Below are 14,481 nucleotides of genomic sequence, written 5' to 3' on the forward strand. Positions count from 1 at the left end.
GGTTCAAGCAATGGCAGGGCCCGCAGCATTCGCCGGCAGGGCTCAGACAGCGCCATCAGGGATAGCGGCTGATCTCGACCAGGTTCTGATCCGGATCCAGACAGTAGACCGACTCGATGGGCCCGCAGGCGCCGCTCTTGGTGACGGGCCCCTCCACTATCTCGACCCCGTGACAGTGAAGCTGGGCTATGACCTGTTCCAGCGGCCAGCGGGTGATGAGGCAGAGATCCCCCGCCCCCACCTGCGCCCGGTTGCGCCCGGTTGCGTGGCTCCTGCCCCGGCAGTTGCAGATTGATCTTCTGGTTGCCAAAGCGCAGCGCCCGGCGACCCTTGCCAAAGGTGATGGCCTCCATGTTGAGCACAGAGCTGTAAAACGCGACGGCCCGCTCTATGTCGCTCACCGTCAATACCAGATGGTCGATGTGGCTGATCATGGTTCCTCTTGGTGGTGATACCAGCAACAGCTGTCGGCTGTGATAAAAGCACGGACAGCCAACCCGGCTGCCTGGCCTGCCCCGATGACGTCCCCGCCCCCTGGTTACCCGAGATATAACAAGGAGCGCCATTGGCGGCACCTCCATAATATCCAGTCAAACCGTCCGCGACCGTGGTGTAAGACGCAACGATGAGGTTAACAGCTTATTTGGTCTAACAAGTTCCCGTCAGCACACAGCTCGTCGAGCCTACAGGGTTTCATCTTCGTTACCTATGGCAGCCAAAATGGTCTGTTATAGGTCGATTTCATCTACTTAGCCAGACTCTGTTTGGCATTCTTCGCTCTCGGCAATCATTTTATGATTGCAATGTATGATTTTGTGAATTCACCATCTATCAGAAACTAGAAGCGATGGTATGCTAGGTACCAAGTTAGTCCTTTTTGCAGACGATATTTGGAGGCTGATATCAGATTGCTAATCACCCAATAGTCTTGTAAAAAACATCTATTACTCAGAGCAACTCTCAACTAATAATTGGAAGAATACTTATGAACGAAAGTGAATCATACAAAATAAGGCCGGCAGGTCGACATCTATTAACAATTGGTAGGGAACTTATTCAAAATAGTTATGCTGCAGTTGTTGAATTAGTCAAAAATGCTTATGATGCAGACTCTACAAAAGTAGACATCTGTTTTACCGCTAGAGAAGATCACACAGGATACACTGTCACCATAATGGATTATGGTCATGGCATGTCCAGAGATACAGTAATTAGTAAATGGATGGTGCCATCAACTAAAGATAAGCTAGAACGAAAAATTAGTCCTAAAGGGCGAGTGATGCAAGGAAGAAAAGGGGTTGGGCGTTACGCGGCTTCTGTTCTTGGCTCTGATCTTCTCCTTGAGACTGTATCTATCGATAAAGAAAAGACCACAGTTTTTGTTGAATGGGATAGTTTTGAAAATGCTGATTATTTAGATGATGTCGAAATATTGATTGAAAGTCACCAATCTGAAGAAAGTACAGGGACAAAACTAACAATCACTGGTAATTCAGAAAACTTTGAAGAGTGGACTAAAAGTCAGTTTGACCGGCTTAGATTTGAATTGAAAAAGCTCATGTCACCAGCCGCATCTGCTATAAACTCGCAAAATCATGATTTTGAAATAAAACTAAAAATATCAGATTTTCCCAACATTTCTGATATCAATGAAACTATTGAACCATACCCTATATTTGATCTTTTTGACTATCGGATATCAGGAAATATAAATTCTGATGGAAAAGGTACGCTTAACTATTCCCTTCAGAAAATAAAGAATGCTGTGAACGAAACAATACATTTTGACATAAATAAAAAAACTGAATGCGGGGAGTTAACGTTTGACATTAGAGTTTATGATCGTGAGGCTGAAGCCATAGACTCTTTAATTAATAGAGGCCTGAAAGATGAATACGGAAATTATGTTGGAAAACTTCAGGCTAGACAACTGTTGAATGAATCTAATGGGATTGGTGTTTATCGCAATGGATTCAGAATCCGCCCTCTTGGAGATGCCGATTTTGATTGGTTAAAACTTAATGAACAGCGCGTTCAAAATCCTTCTCTACGCATTGGTAATAACCAAGCGATCGGATATGTTCTTATTCAGTCTGAAGAGCAATCAAATTTAATTGAAAAAAGTGCCCGTGATGGTCTTCGTGAAAATATGGCATATGAGCAGCTTAGAATCATTACCAAAGCAGTGATTGGGAAGCTAGAAGAACGCCGATTTAGTTACCGTCGTAAAGCAGGGCTAAGTCGGCCAGCTTTAAAGGTCGAAAGTGCATTAGAAAAAATATTTTCCTTTGACAGTTTAAAAGATGAAATCCGAAAATCTCTTCTAGATCATGGCATCGCCGAAAGTGCGACTAGCGCTGTTATTGCTTTGATTAACCGAGAAGAAGAAGAGAAAACAAATGCAGCTGAAGATATCCGTCGTGCTGTTGCCACCTATCAAGGACAAGCTACTCTTGGCAAGATAATTAACGTAGTGCTTCATGAAGGACGTCGGCCTTTGAGTTATTTTAAAAATGAAGTTCCTCGTATCTCAAGATTCAGGAAAAAATTTATAGAAACCGGAGATGACAATAATCTTGATGTGATAATAGAAATAACGCAAGGTGTTGAATTAAACTCTGCGATATTATCAGATTTATTCAAACGATTGGATCCTCTTGCTACAGGGAGAAGAGCCTCTAGAAAACCACTTAACATTAAGAGAGAAATATTTAATACATTTAAAATATTTGGTCAAGAGATGGAAGATTATCATATAACATATGAGATAAACTGTAGTGATGACGTTATATTTGATGCTTGGATACAAGATATCCATGCAGTATTTGCCAACTTAATAGACAATAGTATATTCTGGATGAAGAATATATCTACTATTAAAAAAGTTATAGTTGATGTGGTAGAAGAGAATGGAGAACTATCATATATTGATTTCAGAGATACTGGACCAGGGATCGAACCTTCATTAATTATTGACGGTCTTATTTTTGAACCACAATTTAGTACAAAACCATCAGGCAGTGGTATTGGGTTAGCGATTGCTGGTGAGGCTGCAGATAGAAACAATCTAAAATTAAATGCTTTAGAGTCATCACTTGGTGCTTATTTTAGACTTCAGAGAAAGGATATTTTAAATGATTGAAATAAATCTCTTACTTGTAGAAGATAATGAACAAGATCAACAAAACTGCCTAAATGCAGCTCATGATTATGGAGAAGATCACACTTGCAAGATTAACATAACTGTATGTAAAGATATTACAGAGGCTCAAATGTCAGTGAGCAATTTTATCTATGATGGTGCAATTATAGATATGAAGTTGGCTGGTGATGGAAATGAAGGTAATGAGGTTATTAAAACAATAAAAAATGACCTGAAAAGAATTCCTGTAGCTATTATGACAGGAACTCCTGATGTTGCTGAAGTAGATGGATTTCCACTCATCTGTATTTATAAAAAAGGAGACTCAAAATATTCTGACATAATTGGTGAGTTGTATGGACTATATTCAACTGGGTTGACAAAAATAATGGGAGGCAAAGGGGAAATTGAACAGTTCCTGAGCAAGATATTTATTGAAAATCTTCTTCCCCAAAGAAAAAGTTGGATAAGGTATGGACGTGACAATCAAGAAAGAACTGAAAAGGCTCTTCTTAGACATACATTAAACCATCTGATGCTACTTTTAGATAATGATGTGGATAAATGTTATCCAGAGGAAATGTATATATACCCTCCCACGTCTACCAGATTAAATACAGGTTGCATTTTAAAGACGAAAGATACGAGTAAGTGTTTTATCGTTATGAACCCTGCATGCGATCTTGCCGAGCGAAATGGTGGAGGTTGCAATACAGATAGAGCTCTTCTTGTTGAAATACAGCATATAAAGGATGTATTTCCTACATTTAAATTCGACAATCTATCAAAAAACAACCAAAATGAGCTTGATAAATTATATAAAAATAACAAAGCAGGATATTTTCATTGGCTTCCTAAAGTAGCATTTTTTTGTGGTGGCGCAATAAATTTCAGAATGATTTCAACCTACACAGAAGAAGAGTTAAGTCACCAATTTGAAAAAACTCTAACACAAATATCACCCGCATTCGTGAAAGATATTGTCTCACGTTTTTCATCATACTATGCAAGGCAAGGTCAACCAGATATAGATCATGGTAAATTAGACATGGTTATAGATGCCAATAAAAAAATTGAGGCATAATACACTTATATTACATAAATAAATCTCAACATATAAAATAATATTGTTTACGAAAAATGGCACCAGTTTAATACTAGTGCCATTTTATAAAAACACTATATTCTTTATTTTATCTTGTATGTATAAAATTCAACACTTTGATGACAGTATATGATATACAATTTTCGCTATTTTTTTAGCTAATAATGGAGGCACTGCGTTACCGACTTGATGGTATTGCTGAGTCCTTCCTCCTCGAAAGAAATAATTATCTGGAAATGTCTGTAAACGTGCTGCCTCTCTCACTGTTAAGCTGCGACATTGTTTTGGATCGTAGTGGATAAAGTAATGACCATCCTTGGATATATGGCTAGTAATAGTCGTAGATGGTGTATTAGCCAGTTGTACTCTGAATCTGTCAGAGAACTGACCTGACTCCCAATTCTTGTGATCCGGGGCTAGTCCTGGCAGGCAGAAATCTGTGTGGCCCTTTGGTGAACGCCCATGTTCTTCTGCAAAACATGCCGCAAATCCATAACGTGCCAGATCGTCGATCCGATGTCCTCTGGTTTCATGATTCAACCAGACTTTCAGTCTGGTCTCAGAATACCAATGATCGAACTCGCTGATTCCGATGACACCTTCACCACTACTTTTAGCCCAACGCAGCCCACCCGTTTCTTGTGCATTCAGATGCTCTGCTGCTGCAACCAATTTTGCTGAAAGAGGTTTTATCTGATCCGGCCCCCTTTGTGCAGACACGCTAAGAGACATCAACTGGTCTCTTACTGAAGACTCCCAATTTTCGTATGAATCACTTTGCTTGCTGAGCTTGCTCCGCAATGCAGGCATATTCCCGATGATCTGCTTGACCGTTACGGCATCTGACTTTGACAGCTTTGGCAGTTTCGGCAACTCGGTACCAACGCGATCGCTGCGAATGCCCAGAAGAATCACACGATGACGGGCCTGAGGAATTCCATACTCTTCGGCCTGAATGATGAACTTCTTGGCATCGAGCGACTTGGGATCATCACCATCCTGATATATTTCGTCATTTACCAAGGAGACGATTTTGTATCTAAGACCGTCATCAGGCATATCCAAGGCCACATTGGGACTGGCCAAATCGCGCAAGATCTGATGAAAAATAAAATCTCCATTTATCTTTGAAGACAAGATTCCTTTGACATTTTCCATGACAAAAATATCTGGGCGATTCTTCTGGATAATCCGCAGATACTCTTTATAGAGGAAATGACGATGATCCTCTTCAGCCTTGTAATCTGATTTGCCTTTGTTCCTTGAACGTCCGGCGATGGAATAGGCCTGACAAGGCGGACCGCCAATCAGTACCCAAGGCTGGGATTCACTCTTTTTTTCAAACGCCTTGGCTATCGCGTGATCAAGCTCTTGATTGCCTTCTTCACTGCCGATCTCCAGACACAACGCCTCTTCCTCCGCTTTTTCCCAGAGATCGATGGTGTTTTCCGTGAACGGATTCTCTGCATCACCGTTGCAGAACTGGTAATAATCCTGAATGAACTCGGGCTTATGATTCTTGAGCAGTCGATAGAACGCGCGAAGTTTCAATGTCTGGTGGGCAACAGGGTCCCTCTCAGCAGAGACCTGGATCTCGAATGCCTTACCATCATTGAGAGAGGAGAAGCCCTCACCCAGCCCGCCAGGACCGGCAAACAAGTCGACAACGGGGATGGGGGGTGAAAAAGTGGTCATGTCGAATTACTGTGTTTTTGATCAGGCCGTAAAGATACCAGGAAGCGTGACGTCGAGGAAGCGAAAGCATGGATGTTGTTGATGCAAAAACCCGTTCTGCGATGATGTCAGGCATAGGGAGCAAAAATACCCGTCCCGAAATCCTGTTACGAAAATACCTACATGCACGGGGTTTTCGTTTCAGATTGCATGTGAAAAATCTTCCCGGCTCACCCGACATCGTTCTCCCACGCTATAAACTCTGCATTTTCGTTCATGGCTGCTTCTGGCACCGTCATCTCAACTGTCCCTATGCTGCCACTCCAAAGAGCAACACCGCGTTCTGGCTGCAGAAGTTTACGACCAACAAGCTCCGCGATGAAAAAGTGGAGAACCTGCTGATCCACGCTGGTTGGAGAGTATTCAAGATCTGGGAGTGCGGCTTGAAAGGAATGGATGAGACCACTCTGGAGTGGCTGCCCCCCATCATCAGGGGGACCACAACATCGCTGAACTGGCCTGACTACCCAAACTACTGAGTTGCCTGACAGGGAAGCATGAAGCCCTTTACCATTTGCTCGAGAGCAAGCCCTCCACGCTCAAAAAAAACGGCTCGCCAGTGGCGAACCGTTTTCGTCGGGGTCAGCAGGCGATCCGCTCGATCCGGCCGCCGCTGAGTTTGAAGAAGGCATCCTGCGGCAGCTCTTGTGACCAGGTGGTGGTGTAGTCCAGATCGGCATAGGCGCCGCGCAGCATGGCGCCGAACAGGCCGTGGGAGACCACGATGGCGCGCTCGGCAATGCGCTCATCCTGCAGCCAGCTCCGGGCCCGGCGCTGTATGCCTTGAAAATCTTCACCGCCAGGGGCCTGCAGATACCAGTCGGGCTGCTCGAGATCGAGACCTGGGTGGGCCGCCAGCAGCTCGGGCACCCGGCGACTCTCCCACTCCCCCATGTCCAGCTCCACCAGCCGCTCGTCCCAGACGATGCGCTCACTATCGAACCCAAGCTGTTGGCACACCAGTTGCGCCGTCTGCCGCGCCCGACCGAGCGGACTGGCATAGAGAGTCCAGCATGCGGCGTCATCCAGCAGGTCGCGCAGGCGAGCGCCCATGGCGGCGGCTTGCGCCTCCCCCTTGGCGGTCAGATCCGAGTTGCAGCGCCCCTGCAGCCTCAGCTCGGCGTTATAGCGGGTTTGGCCGTGGCGCAGCAGATAGAGGGTGCGAGGCATGGTTTCTCCAGCAAGTTGAGATAGACGAAAGGGCAGATGATAACAGATGAGCGGGGCGATGGAGACTCAGCTGGCAGCAAAGGGCGGGCAAACGGGTCAGGGCTGACCCGGTTCCTGCCACGACGTTCAGGCTGGGCGGGCTCAGCCTTTCTTGATTTCCCGCAGGTAGCGGTAGATGGAGTGCACCGAGATATCGAGCTGGCGGGCGGCTATCTGGGCGCTGTCTTTGAGCTCGAAGATCCCCAGATCATGCAGCTGGTTGACCATGACCCGGGTCTTCTGGGATGGCGGCACGGCATCGTTGCCACGCACCTCGGCACTGACTGTGTCTATGGTGCTGTTGAGGGCCTCGTCTATGTTGCGGGCGAACACTTCCGGCGTGCCGCTCGGCTCATGGTGCTGCATGCACTCTGGCATCATGGTGCGCAGCACGGATTGCAGCGGGGCGTCCATGTCGGTGTTGATGCAGAGCAGCCCTATGGCCTGCCCCTCGCCGTTGCGAATGACGGTGGTGAGGGAGCGCAGCGTCTTGCCGGTGGCGCACTTGGTCATGTAGGGGCTGGAGATATCCTGCCCGCTCTTGAGCTTCATCATCGCCAGGTTGGTGATGGGGGCCCCGACACTGCGGCCCGTGATATGGCCGTTGGCAATCTTGATGATGGCAGGATTGCGCACATCCAGGCTGTGCAGCAGCACCTCTGTGTGCTGGCCATACATGGCGGCTATGCCATCCACTATGATCTCCATCGCCTTGAGGATCTCGAAGTCAGTCGGGGTCAACTCTTGCAGTTTCATGGGGGCCTTCATGGTAGTGCTGCTGCCCGTCACCGGCAGCAGCCAGGTCGCGTGATCAAGCAGACATGATGTCGATAATGGTGGTGTCTGTGGCAGACATGCCGTCTTTTACCATCTGCCCGATATTTTTGATAGTTTGCTCGACATCGTGCGAGACGATCCCCTGCCCCGACACCGAATGGCTGTTGATGGCCATCAGGAAGCCGCGCACGGCCGCGCCGGAGGAGGTGCTCACCTTCATGGCGCAGGAGGCTTTCGCCCCGTCACACACCATGCCGGCGCTGTCGCTCAGCACGTTCTGGATGGCGTGACAGGATTGCGCCAGGCTGCCGCCCGCCAGATAGACCATGGCCATGGCGGCGGCCGCGCTGGTGACAGTGTTGCCACAGAACGCCGACAAGGGCGGATAGTGGGACTTGATGTAGATGGCCCCCAGGTGACTCATAATGAGGGCCCGCGCCAACTGCTCCTCGCTGGCGCCGTAGCGCTCGGCGATCACCACCACGGGAATGGTGGCGGCTATGCCCTGGTTGCCGCTGCCAAAGTTGCTCATGGCCGGCAGACTGGCGCCCCCCATGCGGGCGTCGGAGGCGGCGGCGGTACGCATCACTATGCGGTTCATCACATCCTCACCGATGAAGCCGGCGCTGATGCTCTTTTGCATGGTGCGACCTATCTCCAGGCCATAGGGGTGATTCATCCCCTCGTCGGAGAGCTTGCCGTTGAGCTCGGAGGCCTGGAGGATGAAGCGGATCTGCTCAAATTCCACCTGGGTAGCGAACTCATGGATGGCGGCGATGCTGATGTCGACGCCGTCACAGATGGCGCCTGTGGCCCCACGCTGGCTCTGATCGGCGGTGAAGGTCACCTCGCCGTCGCGGCGCTGCTCGACGATGCGGGTATGGCCGCCGCACAGAGTCACGTCGGCGCTGTGCTCCTCCCCCTTCTCATCAGCGCCGAACACACTCACGCGGCAGTAGATAAACTCGGGCGCCTCGGTGCGGCTGACCTGGACGCCACCGGCATCGATCAGGGTCTGGGCCCGGGCAACCTGCGCCGGGGTGATGGCGGCCAGCACCTCCAGTCCGGCATCGGCCTTGCCGCCGATGGCGCCGGCGGCGGCCGCTATGGCCAGCCCTATCTTGCCGGTGCCGGGCACATAGACCCCCATGGAGTTCTTGTAGAGATTATCCGACACCGCGACCTCGATGCGCCGGACTTCACAGCCCAGTTGCCGAGCGGCGACGGCGGCGGCATAAGCGGCGGCGATGGGCTCGGTACAGCCCAGCGCCGGTTTGACAACCTGTTGAATAATCTGCAGATACTGCTGCCATGCTTGCTTCATTGCGGGAACCTTTTTATCAGCATTAACGGGCGATGTGGGCGATCGCTTCGATTTCAACCTTGACGCCCATCGGCAGATCCTTCACTGCAAAGCAGCTGCGGGCCGGGCAATCTTGCTGGAAGTAGTCTTTGTAGACGGCATTGAACTGGGCAAAATCGCCGATCTCCGCCAGATAACAGGTGGTCTTGAGCACTGTATCCAGGCTGCCACCGGCCGCTTCCAGCACGGATCTCAGGTTCTCCAGCGATTGGCGGGTCTGGGCTGCGATCCCCCCCTCCACCACGCCGCCCTGCTGCTTACACACCGGCAACTGGCCTGAGGTAAAGATGAGGTCGCCATAGGCGGTGCCATGACTGTAGGGACCGATGGCATCGGGTGCTGCGGCTGATGTGATGATGGTTTTCATATGGCCTCCACTTACATTCAAATAATGTTGCACTTGTGCAATTTGTTTCATGCAACATTATTTGCTTTTAAAGCCATTCGTTCAACTATTTTATAAATTTAAAACCAGATTAGCGCGATAACGCCGCATTAACACAAACTGTGAGCGCCATTCCGATTTGAGCCGATGAGAGAAACCCGCCATTGTTTAGGGTTTTTTATTCAACTATATTTGCGCCAACAATCACTCACATAACAACAAGGTCAACCATGGACGCTCACAGCACGACACTCACCCGGCCCGCCATGGGCACGCTGGAATGGAAAGAAGCAGTTCGTTTTGACAGCACCGACTGGGGCTGGATCATCATGAGCATCGGCATGGCCATAGGCGCGGGGATCGTCTTTTTGCCGGTGCAGGTGGGGTTGATGGGCTTGTGGGTCTTCCTGCTGTCGGCGGTGATCGGCTACCCGGCCATGTACATGTTCCAGCGCCTCTTCATCAATACCCTGGCCACCTCGCCCGAATGCAAGGATTACCCCAGCGTCATCACCGGCTACCTCGGCAAGAACTGGGGCATGCTGCTCGGCGCCCTCTACTTCGTGATGCTGGTGATCTGGGTGTTCGTCTACTCCACCGCCATCACCAATGACAGCGCCTCCTTCCTGCAAAGCTTCGGGGTCACCCAACAGCTGCTCTCCGAGAACCCCTTCTACGGCCTGGTGCTGATCTGCGGCCTGGTGGCGCTGGCGTCGCGCGGCGAGAACCTGCTGTTCAAGATCTCCACCTTCATGGTGCTGACCAAAATAAGCGTGGTGGCCGTGCTCGGCCTCATGATGGTCGACAAGTGGGATGCGGCCAACATCACCGCCATGCCGGCGGCCGGTGACTGGATGAAGGACGCCATCATAATGCTGCCCTTCACCCTCACCTCCATCCTCTTCATCCAGAGCCTGAGCCCCATGGTGATCTCCTACCGCTCGCGGGAGAAGTCGCTGGAAGTGGCCCGCTTCAAGGCGATGCGCGCCATGAACATCGCCTTCGGCATCCTGTTCGTGGTGGTCTTCTTCTACGCCGTCTCCTTCACCCTGGCCATGGGCCACGAGCAGGCGGTCAAGGCCTCCGAAGAGAACATCTCGGCGCTGGCCATGGTGGCGCAAGGCATGCCGGGCCAAACCCTCAAGCTCTTGAGCCTGACCCTCAACATCTTCGCCGTGATGACCGCCTACTTCGGCGTCTACCTGGGCTTTCGTGAGGCCTGCCAGGGACTGGCGATGAACCTGCTGCGCCGGATGATGCCGGAAGATCGCATCAACAAGGGGCTGGTGGGTCGCGGCATCATGCTGTTCACCGTGCTGCTCTCCTGGGGCGCCATCGTGCTCAACGCCCCCGTGCTGAGCTTCACCTCCATCTGCAGCCCCATCTTCGGCATGGTAGGATGCCTCATCCCGGCCTATCTGGTCTATCAGGTGCCGGCGCTGCACAAGTACAAGGGCGCCTCCCTCTACGTCATCATAATCACCGGCCTGCTGCTCTGCGTCTCGCCCTTCCTGGCGTTCAACTGACCCGCCGCCAACCGGGCCGCGCGGCCCAATGTTCAACCGATAACGGGCCACCCTCTGGGTGGCCCGTTTGTCTGACTCATACAGCCCCGCCCTGCCCCGAAAAAGCCAAGGGGATCACAACTTGCACCCCAGTCTCACCGGACGTCGCCGGCTAAGGGTAATATCCAGCCATCGCGGTACGCACCCGCCACTTCGGGTATCGAGGCTTCACATGAAATGGATTTTCACCCCGGCCATCCGGCTGGGCAATCAGCTCTCCTTCAAATACAAATTCCTGCTCTGGTCCTGCCTGATGCTGTTGCCGCTGGCCTACAGCATGACCAACCTGCTGGGGCGATTGCAGGATGACAACAACCTGGCCCGCAGGGAGCTGGCGGGCGTGGTCAAGCTGGCCCCTGTCCCCGCCATCGAGCAGGCGCTGCTGACCCATCGCAATCTGGTCACCCGCCACGCCTATGAGCAAGCCCCGGCCACCGAGGAGGAGGTCAAGGCGGCGGCCCGGGCCGTGGAGGCGAGCCTGACCGCCTTCGTCGACACCAAACAGAGCAACCCCGCCTTCGACGCCCTGGCGCAAGGCTGGTCCAGCCTGCAAAGCGAGGCGCTCGGGCTGGAGGTGGAGCAGAGCAACCTGCGCCACGACAAGCTGCTGACCGAGGTGCGCCACCTCTACAAGAGCACCACGGCCGCCAGCAGCCTGATCCAGGATCCGGCGCTTGGCACCTACTACATGGTGATCCTGGCCAGCGAGCGGCTGCCCCAATTGCGCGATCTGCTGGCCCAGGTGCGGGATCGGGCCGCCACCATAGCCGACTTCGGCCTGTTTCAGGCAGAGGGCTACAGCGGCCTGCGCTTTCGCCTCGATCTCATCAGCGCCACCCTGCAGGAGCTGGAGGCCGACCTGACCCTGCTCTACCAGATAGCTCCCGCCTACCGCACCGAGCTGGGCCAGCAGACCGACGCCCTGTTGCAGCAGCTGCGCCAGGGAGTCGATACCCTGGAAAACAAGATGATGAAGGATCAGCTGGTACAGCTCTCGACCAAAGAGGTGCTGGCGCTGGGGGATGGCATGGACACCGCCATCACGGCACTGGCTGGCCAGGTGCGCCAGCGGCTGGAGGCAGATCTGTACCAGCGGCTGGCCGCCAACCAGCGCCACTTCTGGTGGGTGACGGCGCCGCTGACCGCCATACTGCTGCTCTATCTCTATCTGATGATCGGCGCCTACCTCTCCCTGCGCGGCACCGTGGGCCGGGTGCGGGAGATAGCCGCCAGGGTCAATGCCCAGGATCTCAGCCAGCAGATCGAGATCGTCGGTCAGGATGAGCTGGCTGACATCAGCCGGGATTACAACGTGACGCTGCAGACGCTGCGCACCCTGATGCTGCGGGTGCGGGAAAACGGCGTCACCGTGGTGGAGAGTGCCACCGACATAGAGGCGCGCACCTGCCGCTCCCAGGAGGTGATTTCCGATCAGCAAGGGGAGACCCACCAGGTCGCCACCGCCATCAAGGAGCTGGCCGCCACCTCCCACGACATGGCGGGCAACGCCCTGCAGGCCGCCCGCATGACCCAGGAGGCGCAAGCCGTGGTTGGCCAGGGCGAGGCCGTGGTCGAACGCACCATAGCGGCCATCGACCACATCAACCGCGAGGTGCTGCGCACCGCCGACGCCATCGGCCAGCTGGAGCAAAGGTGCAGCCAGATAGGCGGCGTCATCAGCGTGATCCGCGGCATCGCCGAGCAGACCAACCTGCTGGCCCTCAACGCCGCCATCGAGGCGGCGCGGGCCGGCGAGCAGGGACGCGGTTTCGCGGTGGTGGCCGACGAGGTGCGCTCCCTTGCCAACCGCACCCAGGGGGCGACCGTCGAGATCCAGCAGATGATAGAGCAGCTGCAGTCCGGCGCCCGCGCCTCGGTCACGGCCATGTCGTCGGCCAGCCATGAGGCGCAGGAGGGGGTCGGTCTGGCCCGGGAGGCGAAACAGGCCTTTGGCGCCATCACCGAGAAGGTGGATCGCATGGTCGATACCAACTCCGTCATCGCCAGTGCTATCGAGCAGCAGGGGGCCGTGGTCAACGAGATAGAACGCAACGTGGTGCGCATCTCGGATGGCAGCGACGAGGCGCTGCAGGTGGCCAACGCCGCCCGCGATGCCGCCCGCCAGATCCACAGGCTCACCGAGCAGATGCGTACCATGGTGCAGAGCTTCGTGCTCTGACGCCGGTTGATGGCTCGTTCGACAACCCTGCCGCCAGCCTCGTGATGAGGCTGGTTTTTTGTTTGCCCTGCCAGGCAGAGCCCATTGTTTTGTCTGGCGAAAAAAGTATTTTCCACCCATTGTGCGATGCGGTGAAAGCAGGGTAATCTCCAGCCACAACAAGATTCGAACGTTACCTTTTTTGCCTGCAAGAGGCGCGGGGATCAGTTCGACAAGATGAAGGTCACATCATTTATCACCCGTTCAGGCGAGGAATCGCAGATGGCTAGATACCAGTTTTTTACCGTTCCGGCATCCAACCGGCAGCAGTACACCTTTGTCGACATGGCCTCCCCCACCTTTCTGATTGAGAAAGAGGCGCTGCTGGCGCAGGGATTCGAGGTGGAAGAGGATTTTATCGATGCGCACAGCCGGGAAGAGGCGGTGGAGAAGTACAGATCCAACTTCCTCTACGTGGCCGATGAGGTGGGCAAATCAGACAGCAGCTACGCCGCGGCGAGCGCCCTGATGGAGATGGGCAAGAAACTGTTTGGCCGCAAGACGAACGGCTGACGGGAAAAAACAGAAGGTGGCCATCGCGGCGAATTGCCCGATGGCCATCAGACAGCCCGCCTCAGAAGCGGGCCAGTTGCTGGAGCATGGCGATCAGCTCCTCCTCGCTGCTGGGCTCACAGGCCAGCTCCAGTCTCGGTGCCGCGCCCCCCATCAGCATGTAAACTTGCGTGCTGCAGTGGTCATAGTGATACCACTTACCGTCGATACAGACGTCGGTATAGCATCTCGGGTCCCTTTCAAGTTCCATATTCACATCCTTTTGTTACATACCACCAACATCACTCCTGACCGTAAAATAACCCGCCCGCGGCAGGCTTGATGCAGATCAAGAGAAGAGGCGGACTGAGGCCGATATCTGCCGGATCCGGGCCTTGAGCCCCCTACTGCAAACATCCACTACTCAAATGACGATGGCCGCCCCGCCTCTGCGCGCGCCGCAAGAGGATGGCGATGCCATCAACAAAAAC

12 protein-coding genes and 1 pseudogene are annotated in these 14,481 nt (G+C 53.0%); 6 read left to right on the top strand and 7 right to left on the bottom strand.

Going from position 1 to position 14,481, the window contains the following annotated elements:
- Window positions 1-55: 55 nt before the first annotated feature.
- Window positions 56-434: pseudogene (locus BN1118_RS16690) on the bottom strand (VOC family protein).
- Between the two features lie 551 nt (window positions 435-985).
- Here BN1118_RS16690 and BN1118_RS21330 point away from each other — a divergent pair.
- Both BN1118_RS21330 and BN1118_RS21335 read left to right on the top strand, forming a co-directional pair.
- Window positions 986-3,142, top strand: a complete 2,157-nt coding sequence (locus BN1118_RS21330; protein ID WP_084214181.1) for a sensor histidine kinase — start codon at window positions 986-988, stop codon at window positions 3,140-3,142.
- Complete coding sequence (locus BN1118_RS21335; RefSeq protein WP_167336117.1) at window positions 3,135-4,226, top strand: response regulator; 1,092 nt, start codon at window positions 3,135-3,137, stop codon at window positions 4,224-4,226. The genes BN1118_RS21330 and BN1118_RS21335 overlap by 8 nt, the downstream gene beginning before the upstream one ends.
- Window positions 4,227-4,355: 129 nt before the next feature.
- On the opposite strand, the gene BN1118_RS21340 is transcribed toward BN1118_RS21335, so the two are convergent.
- The gene (locus BN1118_RS21340; protein WP_084214182.1) at window positions 4,356-5,942 is read right to left on the bottom strand and encodes a DNA cytosine methyltransferase; all 1,587 of its coding nucleotides are present in this window, start codon (window positions 5,940-5,942) and stop codon (window positions 4,356-4,358) included.
- A 68-nt stretch (window positions 5,943-6,010) separates the two neighbouring features.
- Here BN1118_RS21340 and BN1118_RS16705 point away from each other — a divergent pair, with 68 nt between their 5' ends.
- Window positions 6,011-6,460, top strand: coding sequence for a very short patch repair endonuclease (locus BN1118_RS16705; RefSeq protein ID WP_043557165.1), 450 nt, complete (start codon window positions 6,011-6,013; stop codon window positions 6,458-6,460).
- Between the two features lie 103 nt (window positions 6,461-6,563).
- Here BN1118_RS16705 and BN1118_RS16710 read toward each other — a convergent pair whose 3' ends face one another.
- The 4 genes from BN1118_RS16710 to BN1118_RS16725 form a co-directional block, all read right to left on the bottom strand.
- Window positions 6,564-7,151, bottom strand: a complete 588-nt coding sequence (locus tag BN1118_RS16710; RefSeq protein ID WP_043557167.1) for a histidine phosphatase family protein — start codon at window positions 7,149-7,151, stop codon at window positions 6,564-6,566.
- A 141-nt stretch (window positions 7,152-7,292) separates the two neighbouring features.
- Complete coding sequence (locus BN1118_RS16715) at window positions 7,293-7,946, bottom strand: helix-turn-helix transcriptional regulator (RefSeq protein WP_043557263.1); 654 nt, start codon at window positions 7,944-7,946, stop codon at window positions 7,293-7,295.
- Between the two features lie 55 nt (window positions 7,947-8,001).
- Complete coding sequence (locus BN1118_RS16720; protein WP_043557168.1) at window positions 8,002-9,291, bottom strand: L-cysteine desulfidase family protein; 1,290 nt, start codon at window positions 9,289-9,291, stop codon at window positions 8,002-8,004.
- Window positions 9,292-9,313: 22 nt separating this feature from the next.
- Window positions 9,314-9,697 carry a RidA family protein gene (locus BN1118_RS16725; RefSeq protein WP_043135200.1) on the bottom strand — a complete coding sequence of 128 codons (384 nt, stop codon included), beginning with the start codon at window positions 9,695-9,697 and terminating at the stop codon, window positions 9,314-9,316.
- Between the two features lie 248 nt (window positions 9,698-9,945).
- Between BN1118_RS16725 and BN1118_RS16730 the strand changes: the two genes are divergently transcribed.
- From BN1118_RS16730 to BN1118_RS16740, 3 genes are all read left to right on the top strand, one after another.
- A complete protein-coding gene (locus tag BN1118_RS16730; protein ID WP_043557169.1) occupies window positions 9,946-11,241 on the top strand; it encodes an SLC5/6 family protein in 1,296 nt (431 codons plus the stop codon).
- 211 nt (window positions 11,242-11,452) lie between these two features.
- Window positions 11,453-13,459 carry a methyl-accepting chemotaxis protein gene (locus tag BN1118_RS16735; protein WP_043557170.1) on the top strand — a complete coding sequence of 669 codons (2,007 nt, stop codon included), beginning with the start codon at window positions 11,453-11,455 and terminating at the stop codon, window positions 13,457-13,459.
- A gap of 261 nt (window positions 13,460-13,720) precedes the next feature.
- The gene (locus BN1118_RS16740; RefSeq protein WP_043135197.1) at window positions 13,721-14,011 is read left to right on the top strand and encodes a hypothetical protein; all 291 of its coding nucleotides are present in this window, start codon (window positions 13,721-13,723) and stop codon (window positions 14,009-14,011) included.
- A 61-nt stretch (window positions 14,012-14,072) separates the two neighbouring features.
- On the opposite strand, the gene BN1118_RS16745 is transcribed toward BN1118_RS16740, so the two are convergent.
- A complete protein-coding gene (locus BN1118_RS16745) occupies window positions 14,073-14,261 on the bottom strand; it encodes a hypothetical protein (RefSeq protein ID WP_043557171.1) in 189 nt (62 codons plus the stop codon).
- Window positions 14,262-14,481 lie beyond the last annotated feature (220 nt).

It is taken from the genome of Aeromonas bestiarum (assembly GCF_000819745.1).
Taxonomy (GTDB): domain Bacteria; phylum Pseudomonadota; class Gammaproteobacteria; order Enterobacterales; family Aeromonadaceae; genus Aeromonas; species Aeromonas bestiarum.

Coding starts and splice junctions, on each gene's coding strand:
- BN1118_RS16740 (WP_043135197.1), top strand. CDS start 13,721: ATGGCTAGATACCAGTTTTTTACCGTTCCGGCATCCAACCGGCAGCAG.
- BN1118_RS16745 (WP_043557171.1), bottom strand. CDS start 14,261: ATGGAACTTGAAAGGGACCCGAGATGCTATACCGACGTCTGTATCGAC.
- BN1118_RS21330 (WP_084214181.1), top strand. CDS start 986: ATGAACGAAAGTGAATCATACAAAATAAGGCCGGCAGGTCGACATCTA.
- BN1118_RS16710 (WP_043557167.1), bottom strand. CDS start 7,151: ATGCCTCGCACCCTCTATCTGCTGCGCCACGGCCAAACCCGCTATAAC.
- BN1118_RS16735 (WP_043557170.1), top strand. CDS start 11,453: ATGAAATGGATTTTCACCCCGGCCATCCGGCTGGGCAATCAGCTCTCC.
- BN1118_RS16730 (WP_043557169.1), top strand. CDS start 9,946: ATGGACGCTCACAGCACGACACTCACCCGGCCCGCCATGGGCACGCTG.
- BN1118_RS16720 (WP_043557168.1), bottom strand. CDS start 9,291: ATGAAGCAAGCATGGCAGCAGTATCTGCAGATTATTCAACAGGTTGTC.
- BN1118_RS16725 (WP_043135200.1), bottom strand. CDS start 9,697: ATGAAAACCATCATCACATCAGCCGCAGCACCCGATGCCATCGGTCCC.
- BN1118_RS21340 (WP_084214182.1), bottom strand. CDS start 5,942: ATGACCACTTTTTCACCCCCCATCCCCGTTGTCGACTTGTTTGCCGGT.
- BN1118_RS16715 (WP_043557263.1), bottom strand. CDS start 7,946: ATGAAACTGCAAGAGTTGACCCCGACTGACTTCGAGATCCTCAAGGCG.
- BN1118_RS21335 (WP_167336117.1), top strand. CDS start 3,135: ATGATTGAAATAAATCTCTTACTTGTAGAAGATAATGAACAAGATCAA.
- BN1118_RS16705 (WP_043557165.1), top strand. CDS start 6,011: ATGGATGTTGTTGATGCAAAAACCCGTTCTGCGATGATGTCAGGCATA.